This is a genomic window from Stieleria marina (assembly GCA_007741555.1).
In the GTDB taxonomy this organism is placed as follows: domain Bacteria; phylum Planctomycetota; class Planctomycetia; order Pirellulales; family Pirellulaceae; genus K23-9.
Genome location: CP036526.1, coordinates 2,273,552 through 2,299,064, shown reverse-complemented (window position 1 = coordinate 2,299,064; position 25,513 = coordinate 2,273,552). Strand labels below are relative to the sequence as shown.

Annotated in this window: 6 protein-coding genes; 4 read left to right on the top strand and 2 right to left on the bottom strand. The window is 55.4% G+C overall.

All coding sequences use genetic code 11. The annotated features are described in order from the left end of the window. Positions 1–184: 184 nt before the first annotated feature. Both pssA and K239x_RS07850 read right to left on the bottom strand, forming a co-directional pair. Positions 185–1,270, bottom strand: coding sequence for a CDP-diacylglycerol--serine O-phosphatidyltransferase (gene pssA, locus K239x_RS07855; RefSeq protein ID WP_419189803.1), 1,086 nt, complete (start codon positions 1,268–1,270; stop codon positions 185–187). A gap of 100 nt (positions 1,271–1,370) precedes the next feature. After that, the gene (locus tag K239x_RS07850; protein WP_419189802.1) at positions 1,371–2,351 is read right to left on the bottom strand and encodes a phosphatidylserine decarboxylase; all 981 of its coding nucleotides are present in this window, start codon (positions 2,349–2,351) and stop codon (positions 1,371–1,373) included. A gap of 412 nt (positions 2,352–2,763) precedes the next feature. Between K239x_RS07850 and nadB the strand changes: the two genes are divergently transcribed. The 4 genes from nadB (at position 2,764) to K239x_RS07830 (ending at position 25,413) form a co-directional block, all read left to right on the top strand. After that, a complete protein-coding gene (gene nadB / locus K239x_RS07845) occupies positions 2,764–4,443 on the top strand; it encodes an L-aspartate oxidase (RefSeq protein ID WP_145417293.1) in 1,680 nt (559 codons plus the stop codon). A gap of 142 nt (positions 4,444–4,585) precedes the next feature. Further along, entirely contained in the window at positions 4,586–5,536 is a 951-nt protein-coding gene (locus K239x_RS07840) for a lipase family protein (RefSeq protein ID WP_145417291.1), read from the top strand. A gap of 14 nt (positions 5,537–5,550) precedes the next feature. Continuing rightward, positions 5,551–6,612: an AAA family ATPase gene (locus K239x_RS07835; RefSeq protein ID WP_145417288.1), complete on the top strand. Its 1,062-nt coding sequence runs from the start codon at positions 5,551–5,553 to the stop codon at positions 6,610–6,612. A 627-nt stretch (positions 6,613–7,239) separates the two neighbouring features. Beyond that, positions 7,240–25,413, top strand: coding sequence for a tandem-95 repeat protein (locus tag K239x_RS07830; protein ID WP_145417286.1), 18,174 nt, complete (start codon positions 7,240–7,242; stop codon positions 25,411–25,413). Positions 25,414–25,513: the final 100 nt, after the last annotated feature.

Here is a 25,513-nt window from a genome sequence, read left to right as displayed (position 1 = left end):
AGGACGGCGCGGCCAAAGCGTTTTCGAGAATTTTATTACAAGGCCGATACAATTAGTCGGGTCAGCGGTCGAAAAAACCTGCCTATCCCCTCAAATCTGCTAATTGAAGCCAGTGCCGCGGTAAATCGCTGCACCCAGCACCAACCCCGGGCAAACCACAAGCAAAGCCAGGGCGATGGAGCGATTATTCGGAGCCCGGCGAAGTTGATTTGTCGACAGCGATTTCTTCGGCAGACGCCTCATTCGTTTCTGGCTCGTCATCCGATTCGATCACCTTGTCAGGCTGTTCCTGAACGGGCGAAGCTGACCATTGACGTTTTGCCAACGACCGAATGGGCGACGCAAATGCAAAGTAGGACAGCACAAGCGGCAACGCCAACCAATGCAGCAAAAAAATCCCGAACAGGGCAAAGAGAGCTTGTCCAATTTGGTGCATTGGACGCCGTCCACGAATCCATTGCTGGAAAATATGCGGGTACTGATAGCGCGAGACCATCAAGTAGGCCAACACCAATGCCAGAATTGGAATGACGTAATGCGACGCTTCCAAACAATTTTGCGCCAACCAACGGATGCGTTCGGGATACAGTGCATCGGCGGCAACGGAATTCAATTCTGGAATCGCGATCGCAAAAGCGGCGACCGTTCCAGCGGCGGCCGGACTGGGTAGCCCCTCGAAGCCATCGTGCGGATCGTCTTCGCCAGTTTCGACATTGAACCGAGCCAACCGAATCAAGACGCACAGAGTAAACAGCACGCCGATGCCCCACGTCAATCGTTGCGGGAGCACATCACTCAGGCGCCAGATCAGCACAGCGGGAGCGGTACCAAAAGTAACAGCGTCGCACAAACTATCCAACTCCGCACCAAACTGACTGGCTTGGCCCGTCATCCGGGCCGCCGAGCCGTCCAAGGCGTCGAACAACATGCCTCCGTAAATCAACAATCCTGCGACAAACAGTTTCTGTTCAGGCACCCATGCCAGTGATTCCGAATTGCTAACCAAAATCGCGATCGCAGCGAGCCCGCAAACCGCATTGCCTAACGTCAACAACGTTGGCAAAACGGCCAGCGTCAATCGACGAGGCTTTTTCTTTCGTTTGCGCTTTTTACGACGCCGGCTATTGCTGGATCCTGTCAAAACACGCTCATTGGTTTTCGATTGATTTCCTTCGACTTCAACATTCTCGTTTTCTGCAGCACTATCCACCGAATCTGCGTCGGTGCTGTGCTGTCGTCGTGGGAACAGTTCGTGTTTAAGTTCGCTCACAACTTGAGTCCTGAATACTGCTTTGCCGTCATGTAAAAAGGTATGCCAGTTCGACGATGAACGATCGGACCACCGCTAACGCCACTCACGGGCAAACCCACTAAGTCGACTCGGCGACAAAGTCGTCACCAATTCGTGTTTGATACTTTCCAAGGATAGTCGTCCCGGCAGCCAACTTGTCACCGATTTTGGCAACGATTTCTAGATTCGGATCATCGGGCACGATCAGTTCGGTTCGCGACCCCAATTTGATCATCCCAAACATCTCGCCATGAGCCAGTACGTCACCGGTTCGCACCCAACAAACAATTCGCCGGGCGAACTGGCCGGTGATCTGCCGAATCCGAAAGTAACGCTGCGGAGGTTGCGAACACTTCATCACCACGTCGAGGTTCTCATTTTCACGAGCCGATTCGGGCTTAAGTGCATTGAGAAACTTGCCCGGGCGATAGCGAACCGAAACGACGCGTCCCGCCAACGAAGCGCGATTGGCGTGGACATTGAATATCGAAAGAAAAATGCCATACTGAACACAGGAGCCCAATTCAGGATCTTCGATACGGTCTATCTGAACTAATTTTCCATCGGCTGGCGAAAGCACACAGTTCGGGTCGGAAGGAGCTTCGCGATTTGGGCTGCGAAAGAACCACGCGACCAGTCCCGCCAGCGCCCACATAGGAATCGCCAGCGGCCACCAAAGCCATCCCAAGACCGCTGCCAAAACAAGAAACATACCGCCAATCAAAATCAATTCAGCCAATCCCACGCGGACAAATCCCAGCGAGTCGCGCCAACTGAAGCGGTCGTCGCCGTCGGCCCACCAGTAGGTTGGTTGGTTTCGGTAATATTTCAGATCACGCGAATCGACTGGATCAAACGGCAGCGTCCCTTGTTGTCCTTGACGTGCTTCCAGCATTCGCTTGACGTAGCCTGGCCGTACGGCACGCAGCAGCATGCGACGAATCTTTCCCCAGAACAGTTCGATCGACATCACCACCCCGCCGCCGGGCTGAATCGTTGTCAATTGCGGATCCATTTCTTCCGCGATCACAATTTCGGGAGCGGCAAGTTGTGTGGGCACGGCGGGTTCGGGTGCTTCTTGCGATAAAGGAGTGGGCAGAGACGAGAGGTCAGCCGTTAGAAGCGGCCCCATCGACAGACGGCTAACTTGCCTCGGCTTTCCAATTTGCCACGGGTTTCCAACTTGATCGTAGCTCCGAGCCGCCAGACTACTCGTTGACTCGGATTTTGCTGCGATTCGGGGCTCAGGCCAATCAGGCGACGAAACTGTGCGTCCTGATTATCAAATAGGGTATCCGCTATAACATTCAGGTGTCGATACGCCGGACTATCATCCGGTGGTGGGCGTGATTTGGTCGGAGACCCGTCGGACGGGCCACTCTTGACCGCAAAATCGACCACCAACTTTGGCATTCTCCGCTACTGCGTCGTCGTTTTTTTCTCCAACTTTGATAAGTAGGTTTTTCGTTCAAATGATGACGCCTCGATATCTACTGCCGTTTGATTCTCGCCGCGCTTTGCACCGATTCACCGACGTGTTGATCATCGGAAGCGGCGTCGCAGGATTGCGAGCAGCCAATTCGGTCGATCCGCACCTATCCGTTTTGGTCGTCACCAAGGATTCGCTCCGAGAATCCAACAGCACTTATGCTCAAGGCGGTATCGCCGGCGTGTTGGATCCCGATGACCGATTCGAACATCACATCAACGACACGTTGGCCGCCGGCGGAAATCTGTGCAATCAGGCCATCGTCGATATGGTCATCCGGCAAGCGCCGCAGCGCATCTCGGAATTAGTTCGCTGGGGAACCGATTTCGATCGCGAAAATGGCGACTGGGCACTCGGACGCGAAGGCGGTCACAGCCAAGAGCGAATCGTCCATGCACGTGGCGATGCCACCGGCGCCGAAATCATGCGTGCCATCATCGCGCGGACTCGGGCGATGCCGCACATTGATATTTGGGAAAACGCTTTTACGGTGGACCTACTGACTCACGAAGGACGCTGCCGCGGAGCCGTAATCGTGGGCATGGACGGTCGACCGCAAATGGTCTGGGCCAAAGAAACCATCTTGTGCACGGGCGGCGTCGGCCAAGTCTTTCGCGAATCAACTAACCCGTCCGTTGCGACCGGCGATGGAACTTCGTTGGCGTACCGCGCCGGCGTAGAACTTCGCGACATGGAATTTATCCAGTTCCATCCAACCGTTCTGTACATCGCTGGTTCTTCCCGCTCATTGATTAGCGAAGCGGTCCGAGGCGAAGGGGCTCATCTGGTTGATGTCACCGGACAGCGATTCATGAGCCAGTACGATTCACGTGCGGAACTTGCGCCGCGTGATGTCGTCAGCCAGTCGATCATCCGACAGATGGCCGCCACCAAACACCCGAGCGTTTATCTGGACCTGTCTCACTTGGATGCCGACCGAGTAATGAATCGGTTTCCAGGAATCGCGCATACGTGTTCGACCTTTGGCTTGGACATTACGCGCGATCGGATCCCTGTCCGGCCAGGTGCTCACTACATGATCGGCGGTGTCACCGTTGATCGTCAGGGACTCACCAGCATGCCGGGCCTGTGGGCTGCGGGAGAATCCACAAGCAGTGGGTTGCATGGCGCCAATCGACTGGCCAGCAATAGTCTGCTGGAGGGACTGGTGTACGGTGCCCATGCTGGCGAAGCGGCATCTCGGGCCGCCCAGGAAGAGGGCAGCAAAATGGTCGCGTTGCCGATCCGTCATTCGGCGCATGAATCGAACGAATCATTTGATGTCGCGGACGTTCGCGTGTCACTCAAGAGCCTGATGGGTCGACTTGCGGGAGTCGAACGCGACGCCGGTGGCCTGCAAGAAGCAGCCGATTCGATCAGTTCGTTTGCGGCGTACGTGATGCGGCACCAGTTTGACAGTGTGGAAGGCTGGGAATTGCAAAACTTGCTGACCACGGCCGCGTGCATTGTCAACGCTTCTCTGGCCAGAACAGAATCACGAGGCGTGCATTTCCGAATCGACCACCCAGAACCCGATGACGAAAATTGGCGTCGCCATTTGACGATTCAGATCAACGTCAATGCGGGACACCCCCAGCTTACCGAAATGCTGGATCCCGCCGAAGCCACGCCCGCGACGTTCTCGGTCGATACCGACGAGTAGCGATCCGAATCTGCGGCAGCTTGCAACTGCCAAGTGCACGTTGCAGCAACCCTCAACCGTGTTATCTTCTTAACTCTGATTCAATCCGTACGCGAACCTCGCTTACGACTTCTGGTCGACAAAAAGAAGGGCCACTGGACTGATGGAAAATCCCGTCGGCAAGATGATTCAAGAACACGACGAAGTTCCTTTGGTCGTTCACTCCAATGTGACGACGCCCATCAAGGAGCTGAGTTTCTTGCGTAAGTCGCTATTGTTCGCCGAACTAGCGATGATCGCCTACAACAGCCAAGCCGAAGCAACCGTGGCTGCGGCGATGGCCGGTTTCCCGGACGTGACGTTTTATGATCGCGACGGATCGCAAGCCTACCGATTCCGCAACGATCACGATTGCGTCATCGCTTGCCGAGGCACCGAACCGAACGAATGGAACGACATCAAAGCGGATGCCAACGCACGAAGTGTGTTGGCCGAAACCGCTGGCAAAGTTCACCGCGGGTTCAAACAAGAAGTCGACGATTTGTGGCCGATGGTCGAAACGGCGTTGATCGATAATGGACACGAGCTTTGGTTTTGCGGCCATTCACTCGGCGGCGCGATGGCGACCATTTCTGCCGGCCGGTGCTATCTGTCGCACATTCCCAGCAATCCGATGGGACTGTTTACCTATGGCAGTCCACGTGTCGGCGACAAACGCTACATCAATTACGTCCAATTGGATCACTATCGCTTTGTCAACAACAACGACATCGTAACGCGAGTCCCCCCCCCGTTCCTGGGCTACCGACACTGCGGCAGTGAGGTCTACATCAATCGTAAAGGGCAGTTCGCCAAACTGGGACTGATCATGAAACGACGTGATCGCTGGCGAGGCTTTCTACGCAGCCTAAAGCTTTGGAAAATTGATCACTTCACTGACCATTCGATTCATCGCTACATCGACGCGATTCTTGGCGAATTAATTGCAGACGAAGAAGATATCGCTAACGGTGGCCAGGCCGCGACTGCAGAAGAAATTGCAAACGTCGCCGAAGAGCCTGCTTCCGATCCACCCCACCCCGATTCGACTTCCGAATCAACCGATGCAAAGTAACCAGGACTTAGCTTGTGACTGATTCGCAGAACGACGATGAAGACCCTTCGGCGGGCGCCGCAGAAGCATTGCCCCGATCCATCGAAGTCGATGGAGTTTCTCTGCGACTGGCCAAGCCGTTCCAAGGTCCGGGACAGTGGATTGGGCAACAAGAAATCCTGATGCAGCTTTTGGCGTGTTGGATCACTGTAGACGACGCCGACTTGCCTTTGACGCCTCGCCTGCTGGGTTCGCCTGGCGTCGGCAAAACTCAGCTCGCCATTGCGGGCGCCGCCGCGCAAGGCCGTCCCCTGTTTATCTATCAGTGCACCGCAGACACACGCCCCGAAGACCTCTTGATCACGCCGGTGCTAAGCCAAGGTGGCGAGATCGCTTACCACGCGTCTCCGCTGGTCACGGCGATGCTCTGTGGTGGCGTTTGCGTGCTGGACGAAGGCAACCGAATGAACGAAAAGTCGTGGGCATCGCTTGCCCCACTTTTCGATTCGCGTCGGTATGTCGAATCGATTGTCGCTGGCATCACCATTGCCGCGGACAGCCGATTTCGTGCCGCCGTGACGATGAACCAAGACGAATCAACGTTTGAGATTCCCGACTACATCCTGAGCCGTTTGCAACCAACTTTGGAAGTCGGTTTTCCCAACAAACAAGACGAGATGGCGATCCTGCAGTACCACCTGCCGTTCGCCGAAGCCGACATGCTGGCCATGACCGTGGACTTTTTGCAGGAGTCCCATCGGCTGAAATTAGACTTTTCGCCGCGGGATGGAATCAGCCTTTTGCGATACGCGTTGAAGCGAATGATGCAAGATTCGACTCATCCGGTGTCCAAAGACGCCGCTTGGCAAGAATCTCTGGCAAAATGTCTGGGAGAAGACGCGATCGATTTAGAAGCATTAGCCCAGCGTCAGCGACGGACATTGGGGGGGGATGCCGTTCCGCTGGGTTTGGCGGACCTTTTCTTTGATCAGGACGATCCCCTGCACCCGGATTTGTCGGATGATGATGACGGCCTGGACGGCGATGACGACAGTGATGGCGATTCGTCACCGTTTATGGACGATCCCCCGTATTAGCGGCAGACCTGATGCAATCGAGCCACAAAAACTCGATTTGACGGCAAATTTGCGTCTCCTCCGATCGGTCCCCAGGCAGCCAGACAAAACGCTCAAGCGTTCTGATTTGCAGGCAAAAGCAGATTCTCAAGGCGACCGAGCCACGTTCGGCCGGTAAACGGCTTGAGACAGGCCAGCAAAACCCGGATTTTGGGAACTATTCGACGTCTTAGGCGTCAAATGCCGCAAGCGAGATTGTGGTCGCACGACAGGGCTCGTACTCTCCGGCAGGGGGGTGAAAGCTCGTGTTCATGCGAACGTCATTGTCGTTACGACTAGCCCAAATTTCCCTCCGTTTTGCGTTCGTTTCGTAACCTAGGTTAACGATGTATTTGCGGGTTTTTCGGGCCTAACTATACTCAGCGACGTGTTTGGCGCTGCAACACAGCTCCACCATGATTCGCCATTTATGACCCTATTCCCACCCAACTCATTGCTGCAGCTTTGGCGTTGGGCTGGTCCTTTTACACATTCACCCCCACCTGTTCAAAAGTTCGGCATGGAATTCGCTTGCTTTAGGACATTGCTTGGAAGGTACGGTCTATGACCTCGCGTAAGCGAAAAAATACGACGCGCTCATCTGATTTAATGCGTCGACTTCGTCGGGATAACACCACCGGCTCCAAACGTACTGCCCGCCGCAAGCATCTCCTGGAGACGCTGGAATCGCGACAGCTTCTGGCTGGACCGCAACTGATCGGGATCCAACCCAATCAAGGTGCGTTGATCGAAGACGGCACGCAGCGCGACACCGCGCCGCGCGTGCTGACATTCGGTTTTGACGAAGCACAGCGGATCGATACCGACACAACCGACGGAATCCGTATCACTCGAAGTGGCCCTGACGGCACCTTCAATACGGCTGACGATGTGCGCATCAATCCGGGTCTGGTGACACTGGGTGATCCCAACGAAAACGAGGTCGTGGTTCGATTCGTCGAAGCGCTGCCGGACGACAACTATCGCATCGAAGTCTTCGGATATGACGACGATGCTCTGGGAGTCAAAGGACTAAGAAATCTTGACAACGAATTCTTCATGCCAAGCGATCCAAGCTTGCGCAGCGAAGTCATTGATTTTGAACTGAAGCTCGGTGGCTTGGTCGAATCGGTTGTGCCTCAGCCCGTGATTCGACTTGCCGATGGTTCCCTGTCACAGAACCGAAATGAGATTGTCGTCTACTTCAACGAAGACCAACTCTTCGTCGAAGACGACGCCAATGGAAACCCGACTGCGCGAAGTGCAGAGAACACTCGCTTCTATCAGTTGCTGTTCACACAAGAGACGGTACGGACGACGGATGATTTGCGAATCGAACCGATCGACGTGGTCTACGATGCTGCGACTCATACGTCGCGATTGATCTTTGCTGACGACATCAATGAACTCTCCGGCAATCCCGGCGGCGGCACCTGGCGTCTGCGAATTGGTACTGCGGTCGACAATGACGTCGACCTGATTCTGGTGCCGTTCGAGCAAGACGTCCTGGCATCGGCAGTCACTGATTTTCAGCATCCAGGGCTGCGAGTCAGTTTCGAGGCGAATGCTGCAAACGGCATTGGCGAAAACAGCGGCGGCTTCAATGTTAGCTTCGTAGACAGCGCCGTTGGCGGGTTGACCGCAACGGTCGATGTCAATGGCAACGTCGTGTTTGATTTTGGTGGCAGCACGCCCACCGTCAGTGATTTGAAAACAGTCGCCGCCAACACTGCGGCAGTAGCGAACAAGATCGTTGTCAACTTTGCCGTCGATAGCGACACGGCGCAGGGTGGCGACTTGATCGTGCCTCGAAGTGTCATTGGCGCCGCGGCGCTGCAATTGAATGCAGCGGGCGATACGTTGAGCACTTCGTTGGACGTCGGTGTGTTCGGTCAGCTGGACCCGACGACCAATACGGCGCTGAAAAGCATCGTGCTGAGCGAATCGATTTCGCCCAAGCCTTACGCAATCGAACTGGCCGGTGGGCAAGACGATCCGGGTCACACCGACGAAGTCGAACACATCAATTCGCAGTTCGGCGCTGATGCCGTCAATGGTGTCACCGAGGTTGCGTACAACTTCAATCGCATCTTTGACACCGATGGATCTGGCAACGAATTTCTGAACCAGATTACCGACCGTCAGAAAGTTCGTATTCGCGAAGCGTTGAACCTCTGGTCCAAAGAGATCGGTGTTCAGTTCCGCGAAACGCAGGCCGAAGGCATCACGTTTGCGCTCGGCGACACAGACGATCTTCAAAATCGTGGTACGGTCCGAGCGACCGATGCGCGTGCACTGGATGCCGCGGTTCGCGTCGATCCGGACTTTGTCGATTCGGCATTGGTGTTCAGCAACCAAGTCGTCTTCGGCACTGCGTACGGTGAAGACTTCACTCGGAAAGCCGTCGCGGGCATTGGATTGTTGTTGGGTCTGAATCAGTCCAACGATCTGGAAGCGCCTACGATCATGAGTTTTGATCCGTCGTTTTTGGACATCGGCGCGACTTCGTCGATCGATTCGCTCACGGATCTGGAACCTGTCTTTCCTGGTAACGTGGACGTGTTGCACGGACAGTTTGTGCACCGTACGGACAGCATCGACGTCGACCTCTACCGCTTCGAGGTCGATTTAGGCGACCCAGACAAAGTCGGCGACCTGACTGCCGAAACCTTTGCAGAACGCCTGCCCGATTCCAGCTTGCTGGACACATCGCTGACGTTGTTCCAAGAAGTCTCCGCAACGGCCAACACCAGCCTTGGCTTGGGGCCGGAACTGAACGTTCAGATCACTTCGATGTTGCCGGGCCTTAGCGGCAATAACTCGCAGTTGCAATTCATCCAGACCGATCGATTCGCCAACGACATCGGCGTCAAGATCCGTGTGCCGTTGGATTCGACTGGACAGCGCATCGCCAATGCCGTGATCATCGATCTGCCACGCATCGGTCCCAATGTCGCGACTCTCTCAGCAGCCCAAGTCGTCGCTGCGATCAACTCCGATCCTTTGTCCAGTTCGCTGTTCCGTGCCGAAATTCTGAATGGCCAGACCGAGCTTCTGCGCGCTGGCGAGATTGATTATTCACCTCTGCTGCTAGATGGTGGCGGGCTGGTCAAACTGAGCCGAAACGATGACTACTTTAGCGAAGATTCGCGAATCAAAGCATCGCTTGGCGAAGGCGTCTATTTCATTGGCGTATCAGCAAGCGGCAACGACCAGTATGACCCAACGATTCCTGACAGTGGATTCGGAGGCAGAACTCAGGGCCGGTACGACCTGCACCTGAAGTTTGAACCGCAGGTCGATGAAGTCGATGTGATTCGCGACCTCGATAGCGATCGTACCGATGTCCCTGGCACTGCTTTGGATGGCGACGGCGACGGTGTACCGGGAGGAGTCCACAACTTCTGGTTCCAAACTCGTCCGCTGAATCGGATCGTCGAATTCACTGACAGCGGCGATGCAATCGTGCCGGGTCAGACCGTCCGCTTGGTTGGTGCCAATGGCGTGGTGCGTACGTTCGAATTCACTCCGATCGGTTCGTCACCGACCGCTGGCAATATCGAAGTCAGCTACACGCCAGGTGGAATCGGCTTCCCAACACCTCCTGGTAACTTGGCCGCCGCTCTTCAAGCCGCCATCAATTCGCGGGCAGGCGAAACCGGTGTGACCGTGTCTCGCGATGGGGCGACGCTGGAATTCACGGGCGACCGAAGCGTTAATTTCTCGACGAATTTCCGCGGTGCCAATGCCCTTGGGCGAAACATCTTTGTCGACAAAACAGCCGGGCCTCAAGCCGACGGTAGTTTGGCTCGTCCGTTCAATAACATCACCAACCCTGTCGTCGCGAACGCATTTGGAAGTGCAATCGAAGGCGACATTGTGCGCATCGTCGGCAACGGCGGTTTGGACAATCAGCTAGCGACCGAAGAAGACAACTTCAGCTACCAAATCGGCGTTAGCGACACCGGCGGCACCACGTTGGAAGACGGCCGTAACATGGAAGTCCCCAAAGGCGTGACAACGATTATCGATGCCGGCGCGATCTTGAAATTGCGCAATTCGTTCATCGGAATCGGCAGTAGCACGTTGCAAGTGGACCGTAGCGGCGGTGTCTTGCAAGTCTTGGGAACACCGCGTTTGGTTCAGCTAAGCGCCGAAGGCGACCCTGTAACGACAACCCTGATTAGCGGCGAAAACGTCGAAGCTCCGGGCTACGACGACGGCAGTGTCATCTTCACCAGCACGCGTGACCGACAGGCCGATGCTAATGCGTCGGGAATCAGTGCAGCAGCGACGCCAGGCAACTGGGGCGGCATCATTTATCGCCGTGACTTGGACCAAGCCCAAGGTCGACGAGACCACGAAGATGAAGGCATTTTCCTGCAGCGGGTCAACCACGCGGAAATCCGTTACGGCGGTGGTAGCAATGTCTTGATTGACTCGGTCCAACAGTTGGTCAATCCAATTCAAATCGTGAATATGCGGCCGACGGTCACGTTCAACGAAATCACTCAGAGTGCCGACTCGGCAATCAGCGCCGCGCCAAACAGCTTCGAGGAAACCAGTTACCAGGCACCTGAGTTCCAGCAAGCCGGTGCGTTTACCGCCGACTACGATCGCGTCGGCCCAGAGATGCACAGCAATCAGCTGGTCGACAACAGTGTCAACGGAGTGTTCATTCGCGCGACCACCACGCCGACCGAACGTCCCAAAGAATTTACGATCGCGGGACGTTTCGATGACATCGACGTCGTCCACTACGTCTCCGAAAATCTGGTCGTCGCAGCAGAACCAGGCGGATCAATCGTTGACGGAATCGCTCCGTCAATGGCCTTGGTATCCGGACAAGTCTTGGCCGGAGGCGTGCTTGCGCCCGGGACTTATCAGTACAAAATGACCTTCGTTGACGACGACGGTTTCGAATCGTTGGCCAGCGCCGACTCGTTCAGCATCACCGTCACGAACCCTCTTTCCAGCGTTCAACTGTCGACATTGGTGCAAGTCGAAGCGGACACCGACTACGTGTCGCGGCGTCTGTATCGCGCGGATGCTTCGGGCCAATTCAGATTGGTTGCCGATCTAGACGCATCATCATCCGGATTCGTCGATGGTGGCGAAGAAGGCGAAGCCATCTTGGACCTCACGCGCCAAGGTGTGCGTGGTCGACTGGATGCTTCACTGGTTCTTGATCCAGGTTTGATCGTCAAACTACGCGGTGCACGCATTGAACTGGGACACGGCACGCAGCTATTGGCCGAAGGTTTGGGCAGCAATCCGGTCGTCTTCACCAGCTCGCTGGACGACCGTTTCGGTACCGGCGGTACTTTCGACACCAACAATGACGGCATCACCGGCGACTCGCTCGCGCGGCGTGGCGACTGGTCAGGTATTTACGCCGGGCCGGGTGCAAATGTCAGCTTGGATCACGCACAGGTTTCGTATGCAGGTGGTATCAGCCTGATCGAAGGCGGACTGGCCCGAGGATTCTTGGCGCTGGAACTGCAACAGGCAGATGGCCGCATCACGAACTCCACGTTTGAGTTCAATGATGACGGCCAAGACGGCGCTGGACCTGCCGGTCGTCTGGGACGATTGGCGGTTACCGAAGCCACGATCATGGTTCGCGGATCGCAGCCGATCATTGCCGGCAACACCTTCGTGGACAACCGCGGATCAGTGATCGATATCGACATCGAATCGCTCAACGGCGACTACAACATTGACCTTGGTCGCCAGACGGGTGACATCGATCGATATGCCGTTTTGGATGACAACCATGGGCCAGCCATCCGATTCAATCGCTTCTTGAATCTGCCCGTTGATCTGAGCGATCCAGGCATTCAATTGTCTGGTTTGGAAGTTCGTGCGGGAACGATTTCGACGGAAACGATTTTTGACGACACCGACATTGCACACTTGTTGTTTGACAACATCGAAGTTGGCAATTTCCACAGCTCGGGCGGACTCCGTTTGCTGAGCCGTCCTGACGAAAGCTTGGTCGTGAAGTTCTCGGGCCCCGGCGGTCCCAACAGCGCGACCGAAGGCACCGGCATTACCGCGACCGGATCGACCGCCAGCATCGACGATCGCATCGGCGGCAGTGTCCACATCATCGGACTGCCCGGCAGCCCGGTCATCTTGACCAGTCTAGAAGACGACACGGCCGGCGCTGGCTTGAAGCCGGACGGATCGCAGTTCACTGACCACGACGGCGACGGACTGTTCTCGCGTCCGTTTGCCAATGACTGGCGTGGCATTCTGTTGGACCAATACAGCAATGATTACAACGTGCCTGTCTTGCCAGAATTGGAACTTTCGACCGAAGTCGCTCCTGGACTGAACGCAACCGTCGAAAACGCTCAGTTCTTAGGCGAACTGGCTGCCGATGTGAACACGGGCGACCATGTCCGTCGTTTGGGTTTTGAAGTCGAAGGCTTCTTGAGTGGAACGACCGATGTGGATGTTTACAGTTTCATCGGATCACCGGGCACCGAAGTCTGGATTGACATCGACAAAACCAGCTTAGGATTGGACACCGTCATCGAACTGCTGGACGAAACCGGTGCAGTGCTTGCACGGAGCGACGACAGCTCCGCCGAAACGGCACTCGTCTCACCAACGCCATTGACCGTCCTGGACCCTGATTTGCAAGGCGTCACGACGTCATTGCAAGCTGGCAACGAACAGTACACCGAACGCGGAGCAGGCGGACTTTACGAAGACTTTGGTTCGACAAACACGCGTGATGCTGGAATTCACTTCCGACTCGCTGGCAACACATCGGCCGGTTCTCGAAGCGTTTACTTCTTCCGTGTTCGTAGTGCCTCCATCAACCCTGACGACGCACAAGGCGGAATCACGGGCGGCAATTATCGCGTCCAAGCACGTTTGACCGAAGCGCAACAATTCCCCGGCAGCGTTGTTCGCTATAGCGACATTCGCTACGCCAACACCGGTATTCACGTACAAGGCCTGATGAGCTCGTCCCCACTGTTGGGTGAAGCTCAGGAAAACGAAAACGGCAACTTCTTTGCCGGTAACGATACGCCAGTCGGCACTGTCCCAGGATCCGGCGGTCAATACGTCGGAAACCTAGTCGATGGCAATCGCAATGTGATCAGCGTCGGCGGAACATTGGCATCGGCCAGCGACGTGGACTTCTATCACTTCGAGGTAGACTACGCGAACGGCACCGGTGTCCAATCAACGATCTTTGACATTGATTATGCCGCTGGCTTCAATCGTCCCGATACTAACATCAGTATCTTTTATGACCCTGATGGAATTCCTCAGTACGGCGGAACTGGCAGCTTTGAACCACGACTGGTTTTCTTTGGCAGCAGCAGTAACATCGCCGATGACTTGACCAGCCCTGGCGGCGAAAACAGCGCGATCGAAAAACTGATCCGAGGATCGGTGTCCGATGGCGACCCGTTCATTGGCCCGGTTGCCCTTCCCGAAGGCACCTACTTTGTCGCCGTGACATCCGATGGCGTCAGTCCCACTGCTTTGCTCAACACACTTCGCGAACCGATCAACTCGGTTGACCGATTGGTTGAAGATCGCGTTGACCGTGCAAACCCAGAATCTTACAGCACCAAGAATGACCCCAGCATCGATCGATTGTTCAGCGATTCATCGTTGGTAGGATCGGGTTTCTCGATCGCGACGGATAGTTCGCTGGGCCACGGAAAACCGAACCACTTCGACGGTACCACGGGACCGAATTTCATCAGCGGTGCACCGCGAATCTCTGAGTTTACGGTCACCGGTGGCAACGACGCCGAAAGCGACATCATTTTCGGTCAGGCGTTCAGCGCTGACTTGGAATCGCAAAACTGGTCCCTCGCGGACGATTTTTCAATCGGCGGAAATGCACAGGGCTTCGGCGCTGAGAGCACCGCCACCACGATTCCGCATGTTTCGATCACTGGCAATCTGGCAAACGACGCGGCAGATTTCTACCAATTCATTGTTCCGACCACCAACGGCCAGAACATCTCCCAGCGTGTCATCTTGGACATCGACAATGGCTACGACACGTCGGGTGAAATCGACGACGATGGCGATCCGGTGACTCCACCTGTCAATTTCGATCAGTCCAGCGTCGACGCGACGCTACTACTCTTGGAAGAAGACCCAAACAATCCGGGCACACTGCGCGAAGCACTCAATGCTTTTTCCAATCCAAACACCGATTCGTTCAGTTTGAACAACGGTGCGGGTGGCAGTAATTCGCTGCTGGATCCGTACATAAGCGCCACGTTGCAACCCGGTGTTTACTACGTCGGTGTGCTGGAAGAAGGCACGACCTACGCAATTGATGCGACTGGCGTCAGAACGACCAATGACGCGGTTACCGGTGGACTGCAGAGCTATACGTTGCACGTTTCGGTCGGCAACCACGTCTTGCCGCCAAGTGCGACACAAATCTCCAATGGTCAAGAAGTCATTGCGTTTGACCGAATCGCTAATGCGGTTCCCGGTTCAGTTCTGAGCGAAGCGTTTGATCTGAGCGGATATGTCCCCGAAGACCTGCCAACGCTTTATCTGAATCGTCTGTTCCAGCCTGTCCCGGGCCCCGGCGGCATCGGCGACGACAGTGCGACCCTATCGATCGTGACTGACAGTGATCCTGTCGGAACACAGATCCATGTGTTCTCAAGCGATAACGACGCAGGCAACAACGTGGCTGACGACTGGCGTCAGTTGCGATTATCGCTGGGAGATTTTGCCGGCGAATCGGGCGTTCGACTTCGAGTCGATTATGTCACTAACGGACTGATCGCGGACTCGAGCCCGCAAAGTACCGAGCGCGGATTATTCCTGGATGACTTCATTGTTGGATTCGCCGAACGTGGTGAAACGATCTTCAATTCCAGCTCCGATGCATCGTTCATCGGCACCGGATTTGGTGCGGTATCGGGCGAATATCAGCTGGAGATGCGTCACGGCACCGACTACGCCACGGCAACCGGTGGTGGCAACACGCAGTTGGACTTTAGCTTTGACACCAACGATCGTCACAACCGCAGCGTGACATTGGTAGCTCCCGATGGAACACAGATTTCAGACGGGCAAACATTTGTCATCGGCGATGGGGCATCGAATCAAACGTTTGAATTCTCTACCGATGCCAACGTGACGTTTGGAAACACACGCGTTTCATTCGCGGTCACGGACACGGCGGCGCAAGTCGCTCAGTCGATACGCACCGCACTGAACAGCCAAACGGCGATCAATATCGAAGCTTCTACGTCAGGTGGCTTGGATGTCCAAAGTGCGACGGACGGCCGATTGGCGCTAAGCGGAAATGCGACGGGCACCTTCCAGGCATTGACCACGGCGAATGACGCACCGGCAACGGGCACAGCTTTGACGACCGGACCGGATGGCAACTTGCTGATTCCGGCTGTTCTGCACGACGGCGTCGGTGACGAAAACTTCCTTCGCACCCAGGGACAGATCATTGTTGAAAACAACGTGATCAGTGATGTCCGCGGCATCGGCGTTTGGTCCGAACCGGGACAACGTCAAGTTGACCCAAGCCACAACTTTGACAATCCCTACCTGGACACGCTCCATCTGGGCAACTCATCCCCAGGTGCCGTCAGGAATTTGCCAACACTAAATGACAGTGTGCTGGGTGGATTGGCTCCAGGGATCGTGATCCAGAACAACACCATCGATCAGGCCGAATTCGCTGGCGTCAAGATTGATGGAGACATCAATCCGTTTATGATCATCCCGCCGGTCGACGCGCTGGTTACGACCGGAACGACAACTGAATTTTTCGGTTCAGGCGACTTTATCACTGATGGTTCGACCTTTGCAATTGATGCTGGTGGAACACGCGTTGTGTTTGAATTTGAGGACATTAGCCAGGGCGACATTCCTACGAATCACCCAGCACCATTCGGTAGTCTTACCGATGGTGGTGATGGCGTCCGAGATGGACACGTCCCGGTCTACATTCGTCACACCGACAGCAACCCTGCGTCGCAGTATCTTCGTCGGGTCACACCGTACACTGCGGTAGAAGTCGCTAATTCAATTCGCGAATCAATTCAGGGCAGTATCTTGATGTCCAATTCGCTAGCCGAATTGGTTGAAGTTGAGATTGGCCCGTCGCTGTTTGGTACACCGACCGGCACGGACGTGGATTTCTCGTCACCCGCCGTTTACATCTTTGGTGCAAGTGGTATTTATCAAGATTTCCGTGATGGCCGAAGCTTTGGTGAGTTAACGATCACTCAGGCTCCTCTAGCCCAGGCTCCCCAACCGTTTGCTCGGATCGTCAACAATACAATCTACGGCGACGACGGAACTGAATCCAATTTCCCAGGCGACCCGCTGGCCGAACCAAACGATTTTCTCTCGCAAGCGGTCGACACCAAACTTGGCAGCAGTCATCGCGGGCCTTTCTTTGCCGATTCAGGCCCGGGCAGTACGCCTGCAGCATTGGAGAGCGTTTCCGATGTGGATTTCTACCGCGTCTACTTAGAAGTCGGTGATCGTCTGGTTGTCGATATCGACACTCTCGATGCGGATCCCAATGATCCCAATGTCATTCAGGGACCTGACACCGCAGTAAGAATTTTTGACTCCAGTGGAGTTGCGGTTGGATTCCTGGATCAGTCGGGCACTTTTGTCACGATCAGCAGCAACGATACCGCCCCAAATCACTTGGACCCCCGTGAGTCGGCCGCTGTCGTTCGCCGTGCCTTGGACCCGAACATTCAGGATGTAAATCTGCCAAATGTACCGGGCTCGATTTTGGGTGTGGATGCCGTCAATGATCGCGATCCGTTTGTCGACTTCAGGGCGTCTGAAACGGGTACCTATTTCGTCGGCGTCAGCAGTGAAGGCAATGTCGAATATGATCCGTTCTCTTCGTCCGGCCGAGTGCCAGGCACCGGAGGCGGTGGGTTGTACGACATCGGGATCGAGGTCTACGCACCGCGTTCCTTCGTGATCAGTGCGAACCACGACAACAATGGTCGAACAGCCAATCCACCTACTTACACGGACGAAAGCGACCGCGACGGCATCCGAGGATCCGATGTGATTGGAACGACGTTCACGATCACTCAGATTCCTGACCTGGTAAATCTAGATCAGGGCGATGATTACTCCGTTGATGGTGAGTTCTTTGAACCCAACGAGATCATTTTCCTATTCGTCCAGGGCACGCAAGTCGGGCGGGTCGTTTCGCCAGTGCCGGGTTCCTCGGAACCAGAGGGTTATGTCGAAATTGATGTCGACGCTGACTACCGACTGCCGGACATCATGGAAGCGATCGAAAACATGGTTGGCTCGATCTACGTCGGGAACAATCAGCCAACGATCCCGAACGATGTGATCGACCAAGGCCCCATTCCGCGAGCCAAAGCAGCGGCCGCCGGCGGAATCGATGGTTCCAGCGCGTTCATCGCTGACTTGGGTCCACGGACATTCCTCAGCAGCGAAGGAATCGTTGACAACGAGTTATTCTACCCACTTGATTTCAACACATTCGGATTCGGGCACCGGATGACTCTGGGCTCGACTGAGCAGTACGCTTTAATCGAAAACGTGGCTGAAATCACGCTTAGTCCCGAAGCGATTGCAGCAGGTCTTCGACTGGACCCGCAGCCTAATCGCGACACGGATCAATTGATTAACGAGACGGGTGTGATGGTTGCTGGTGGCGCTAGCCCCACTCTGCTTAACAACGTTTTCTTGAACTTGCACGAAAGCGTTGTTCGTGAGGAAACTCGCTTCGACGGATTTGGCGAGGCTCGACGTGGGTCGGACCAGCATCCTAAACCTATGGAAGTGATTGTCGTCGGGTCCGTGTTCCAGCACGACGAGCCGAGAATGACTCAGCACAACCAGGATCTGACGTTCTCTCGCTACACGATCGGCACGGGTGGCACGGGACTGACAACGTCTGCTGCACCAAGCAACGTGAACGGCGGCACCGATGACTTCAATGTCACGCTTGGCGACAATGATCCTGCGGTCCGTTATGCCGAAGGTAGCAATTTCCAGCCCGCTGACGGTGCCGTCCTGATTGATTCGTCCGTTAGCTCACTGGTCGAACGTGACGCACTGGTGAATCTGAAGAACTCGATTGGATTGCCGATCAGTAATATCCTGGCACCCAATATCGATGTCGCCGGAATCCTGCGTGCTGACAATCCGAACTTTGCCCCTCCCGGTGGTATCGGGGCATCGATCTTCATCGACCGCGGTTCCAGTGAACTAGCTGACTTTGTCGGTCCGATCGCGATTGCCGAAGCACCGCGTGACAACGACGCCGATGGCGTGGATGCCGATCCGGCGATCAGCTTCATTGACTTAACGAGCGGCGTGTACGACGAATTCCGCATTCAATTGCGAGACACGGGCGACGCTTCAGACCCATTCGCCGGTATCGGAATCGATGATTCGACCGTCGTCGTACCAGCGATTCCTGGCGTTCGTCCATCGGGTGCAAACATTTCGTTGTTTGAAAACGACACGCTACTGACCGAAGGCATCCAGTACACGTTCAACTACGACGAGACCAAAAACATCATCACCCTGACTCCGCTGGCCGGAATCTGGAAGAACGATGCTTCGTATCGTATCTCATTGAACAACCAAGACCGCACCGTGGTGACGGCAGCTGCTCCGGCTGACATTCGCGATGGTGATCAGTTTTCGATCGCCGATTCCGATGGCGGCACGGTCGTGTTTGAATTTGAAACCGGCTACCAACTGCAACTGCCCGAACCACTGACATTGGTTGTCCCACGCGAAGGCACCAATTCCGGCGGCATCCGCGATGGCGATATCTTTGTCATCAACGATGGCGTCAATCCTTCAGTTGTCTTTGAATACAACAGCGACACTGCCAAGCTGCCCGGTACCGTTGCGGTACCTTTGCCAGCGACGGCGACGCCGTTGGATGCTGACCAGTTGCAAATCTTCTTGGAAGAAATCGCACTGAGCACAGCCACTGTGATTTCCAACGAAGTCACTGCGGGACGATTGGACGTGGATGTCCGAGTCGTTGGCGAACAGTTGATTATGGGTGCCGAACGTGGCGCCACCGTCACGACCAACAGCACCGGCCTGCAACAGCTTTCACGCACCTTAGGATTGCTGGTCCCCAATGCGGGATCAGACCCTGTCAACGGAGTCGTTGATGGCGACACCTTCACGCTGGACAATGGCAGCACCGCGGTCACGTTTGAATTCAGCGATGGCACCGGAACACCCAACCCTGCCAACACGATCGTCAATATCGCTGGCAATGCTTCGTTGACGACCGCTCAGGTGGCAACAGCCATTCTGCAAAGCGTCGTTTCGGCCAATCTGGGATTGAACCCTCAGATCATCGGCAACACGGTTTACCTGGACCTACCGGCAGCCGGTTCGCTTGCGGTTTCCAGCGGACGTCTGTCTGCTGTGGGCGTCGCACGACCACCTGCTGATGGTGACACACTGACGCTGACGCCAAACGACGGCAGCGCACCGGTCGTCTTAGAAATTGATCGCATTGATCAACGTGACGTCAACGGCGACTTGATTCCTCCGGGCGTGTCCGGATCGAACATCCCAATCAGCGGCATCGAACGATCGACCACGTCCTTGGATCTTGCCAATGCGTTGGCCGATGCGATCACTGGCGTTGCTGGACCTACCAACACTGGCATTGCCGGCCTAGACGCTAACTCGATTAGCGTTGTTGGCGGCGGCCGCTTGGTGATCGGTGGACAGCAAGGACTGGGACTATCGCTCAACAGCAATTCACTCAGCGTGGCTGGCTCGCCGGCTGTCGCTGGAGCATCAACGATCCAAGTCTTTGGACCGCTGCTCTTGAACATGCCTACCGTCGGTGGTGGTGCGATCATGTCGGGCGAAGTGCTGATCGTGAAAGATCAGTTTGGCAACGACGTGCTGTTTGAATTCGTTTCCAATCAAGGCGGTGTGCAGACGCTTGACGGCGGCTTCAACACCGACGGCTCCCAGCGACCACTGTCCATCGTGGTTCCTTTCAACACGTTTGACACCGATGCACAAATTGCGACGACTCTGCAGGGTCTGATCAACGCTCAGAACATCGGCTTGAACGCTCAACTGGCAGGAGTCGGTCAAGTTTCATTGGGCCGGGTCGACGCCAGCCGTGTCAACACAGCGGGCGATCCTGCCAACGGCATTTCTGGCATCAACCAGGTCACCGTGCAACGCGGAATCGTGGCGGACCAAGAACTGCTGATTATCCGTCAAGGCACCAACGAAGTTCGCTTTGAATTTGAAGAAGCAACCGTCGGCGGCGGAGTCACTTCCGGAAACGTTCAAGTGGCATTCCAAGCTGGCAGTTCGGTCTTTGATGTCGCGCAAGCTTTGGCGGCAGCGATTAACAACAACGCTGGTACTTTACGTTTCACCGGCCTAGCAGTTGCCACGCCAGAGGGCGAAGTCATTCTGAATGACGTACCTGGAACCGTGGTGGACGTCAGTGCGGCTCCGACTCTGAACATCGTCGGTGTTCCAGGTGGAGCTCAACCGGTTTTGATCTCGCCATCGTTTACAGCAACGGAAGTCAAACTAGCAATCCTAGAAGCCATCAACGGTGTCAACCGATCGGGACAGCTTCCGTTCACGACCTTGATGGCGCGCGATCGTGGTGGCGACACCCTGTTTGTCGAAAACGCTCTGAGCTTCGCTGGCAATGGCATTTCGACTTACTTCTTGCCTGCGATCAAAGACCTCTCAGGCAACCCGTTGGAAGCAAACCGCGAGGACCTTTCAACGCAGTTCACAATCTTGATGCCGGTTTCGGCCGTCGACTTCGGCGATGCACCGGATCCGGTTTCCAACGTTCCTGGGCGTTACCCCACTCTGTTTGCAAACAACGGTCCACGCCACGTCATTGGCACGGACTTGACGCTCGGCCGCACGGTCGATGTCGACCTCGATGGACGTCCCACGCCACTGGCTAACGGCGACGACCAAGTCATCTCCGTCGTCAGCAGCGGTTCCACGTTTACGACCAGCGTCGTCAACGGCATTGCCAACATCGAAATCTCCCAGACGCTCGCTCTTAACGGCGACGGGGACACGATCACGATCGACACAGGCGTCGATTCGGCCATCTTGGAATTGGATCTGGACGGCATCTTCGATGAAGACAGCTTCGCGATCCGACCAACGTTGCCACTCACAACTGCATCGATTGCCGACGCAATCAACGTAGCCATCGCGGAAAGCCCTCTTCGACCTGCGACGACAGTAAAAGTCGGCGTGGACGAAGTTTCCGCGACTGCCGCTTTTGGATCGACTTTTACAACTTCGATTGCTGGCGGTGTAGCCGACATCCAAATTGACGCGTCCAACGCGGCGGACGGTGACACGGTCACCATCACCGTAGGAACAGGCGATGATGCTTATCAAGCAACGTTGGAACTGGACTTCGACAACGTGGCCACCGAAGGTCGAATTGCGATTCGACCTACCGAGTCAATCTCCAATGCTTCCATCGGAGCCGCTTTGGCTCGTGCGATCGCATCAAGCGACTTGAGCCAAGCAAAGATCTCGATTGACTCCGTCTTGCTGCCCAACGCCAATTCGCTACAGATCATCGCCGACGATGAAGACGGCGTAAAACTGACCAGCGAATTGAACCCTGGTGGTGTCCTGAACAAGGGTGCCGAAACGCCAATCGAAGTGAGCGTGTACGGCTCGGGCGTCTTGCAGGCTTGGATTGACTTCAATGCCGATGGCGACTGGGACGATCCGGGCGAATTGGTCATCGATCCATCGTTGCGAAACTCCACTGATCCGCTGGTTCAGGCCAACGGCCAAAACGCGGTGTTTGTTGATCCGACCGGCAGTGGTGTCACGAAAACGTTTACGATTGCAGTGCCCGACACGACTCCTGTCCCCCCGTCCAAGTTGACGACGTATGCCCGATTCCGAGTCTCTCGCGAAGGCGGCTTGTTGCCAACCGGATTAGCACTCAGCGGAGAAGTCGAAGATTACTCGCTGTTGATTCTGCCAGGTGGCCCACCAACGTTGACGGACGCCCAAGCAAATCGCACTTACAATGTCAGCGAAGGCGGAACGCTTTCGGCCCTGGACAGCGACGGTACTCTGACACCGTTGACGACCAACGACGACGGATTGCTGAACACCGTCATCGATCCGGATGGCGATCAAGTCGAAATCTTTGCTGACGACGTCGGCACGTTCACATTGTTCTCCGGCAGCACCAAAGCCGGTGACCTGACGATTTTTGACAACGGTACATTCACGTTTGCATCGGTCGGCGAATTCAATGGCGAAGTCAAATTCACCACGCGAGTAACCGACGTTCGTCCGTTGGATCCAACTTCGCAGATTGTCAACAATCGAGCGATCACAACCACGATCAACGTCACGCCGATCAACGATCCACCGCGATTGTTGGCCACACCGACTACGGTCTTGGACGGAGCCGATGCGATCGACGAAGACACTCCATTGTTGATCGAAAAAGCAACCTTGATCGATCCGTTTTACGTAGCTGGCCCTGCCAACGAACTTGACCAGCCACTGGTGATCCAGTCCGTCCGCAGTTTGGACAACAACATCAATGGCGAATCCACCGAGGGTGGATCTGTCGAAATCCTTAACGGAGGAACAACGGTTCGATACACCCCACGACTTAACTTCAACGGCACGGACACGTTTGTGTACGTGGTCGCTGATGTTCCTGGCGCGGGGCAATTGAGCCAAGCGTCGCCGGTCTTGGGCACCGTGACGATCGAAGTCAAACCAGTCAACGATGCTCCAATCGCTGGTGAAGATCTACGATCGATTCAAGAACGCCAAACATTGACGTTTGGGATCAATTCGGCGACTGGCCAATCAGTGTTATTGGACAATGACCTGCCTGGACCATCGAATGAATCCGACCAGACGATCAGCCTGACAGCGACTCAATCGGGATCGTTCCAAGGCGGAACCGTGACAACTGATGCGGCCGGTGAAATCACTTACACACCACCAGCATTCTTCAGCGGAACCGACAGTTTCACTTACACCATCACGGACAGTGGCACACCAAACCAAACGAGCACGGGCGTCGTCACGATTTCGGTTGGCGGTGAAAACGACAACCCAATCTTTGTTGGCATCAATGGTGACCCGCAACTTCAAAGTCTGACATTTGACGAGAGCAAAGAGACTGAGCAGTCATTCACCTACGATTTGTCGACTTGGTTCCGTGATCCAGAAGGCGACGCATTGTCGTTCACAGTCAGTTCCGACAATCCAGCGTTGTTGATTGCAACCGAAGCGAACAACATCCTGCGATTGCGCCTGCCATCGTTTGCCTCGGGCGATACGAACTTGCAAGTAACCGCATCGGACGGAAACGGTGGTGTGCTCACCACGACGGTTCCTGTTTCGATCACGCCGACTCCCGATCCACCTCGCGTCATTGCCGGATCCGATCCGTACGTGGGATCCGAAGACCAAAACTTGGTCGTCGACTTGCGATCGATCTTCACTGACCCCGACATGGAGCCGTTGACGTATCGTTTTGTCTCGCTGGACAACTTGCAGAATCCGACTCAGGCTCAGCTGGATGCTCATCCACTGATTCAATCGGTTGGACCAAGAAATCTGACGGACAATGACCCCAACAATGATGGTGTCATTGTTGGCAACAATCTGATCATCACCCCCAAACCGAACCAGTTCGGCACGGCAACGATTGTGCTTTCCGCTAGCGACGGGATTCAGACGGTCAGCTATGTAATGACGGTCGACTTTGAATCCGTCCAAGACAGGCCGATCGCATTTGGCGATTCGTACAACGTACCAGTACGGTCAACGCTTCAAGTCCTCAACCCAGCCAATGGCCTGCTGCGTGTCGGATCAAATGTCGCTGACTTTGACCCCGATGGCGACGCAGTTCGGGTCGACCTCAGCACGGTTACTGATCCAATGTTCGGATCGGTCTCGGTTGCTGCCGACGGAACCTTTACCTACGTCAGCAACGCACTTGGCTCGGTCGGTTTGGTCGATACATTCCAGTACCGAGTGCTGGATGATTCCAATGCTGGGCTAGCAAGCACGTTTGTGACTGTCTCGCTGACATTGAATCAATCGGCTTACCAGAATCCGCTCGCTGATATGCAAGCCGACGTGACGGCCGACGGAGTCATTTCGCCGATCGACATTTTGCGTGTCATCAACTTCTTGGCCGAAAATGGAGACACGCCGGTCAGCGATACGACCAAGTTCTCGTCTCCTCCACCAGATTACTTGGACGTCACGGGCAACGGCGTCATCACGCCAGCTGACATTCTGGCTGTTATCAACGCGCTGGCGGATCAAAATGCTCGTGGGCAAGGTGAATTGCTCGCCGGTGCTGCTCAGGGCGAATTGATCGCCGATGCGGCTCAGGGCGAATTGATCGCCGATGCGGCTCAGGGCGAATTGATCGCTGGACCAACGGGGGGCGTCGAGAGCCGATTTGCCGTCACGACCGCCTTTGCCACATCAAATCCCATAAATCTGCCGTTCTCCAACCGGTCCAAAGTTGAAGAACCAGCCCCTTCAGAGAATGCTGACGATGCTCGCGACCAATTGTTGACGAGCGGGATTTCACTTTCAAGCTCGCGTTTGGAAGCAGTGGATTCGCTACTGAGCCCCGAGACCGATGCTGATCCAATCGAAAACCAGAAGTCGGTGGACGAGGCCTTGGACGGTCTGCTGGACGAGTTTTCAACGAATTCGCTCTTCGCTGAGGGAACTCAGTGAGACGCAACACGTTTAATACCCAGACGTACATCAGAGATAATCTCCTTGGATGATCCGCTGATTAGGCTGCCCAAGCGGCCTTTTTACCCTCGATTTTACG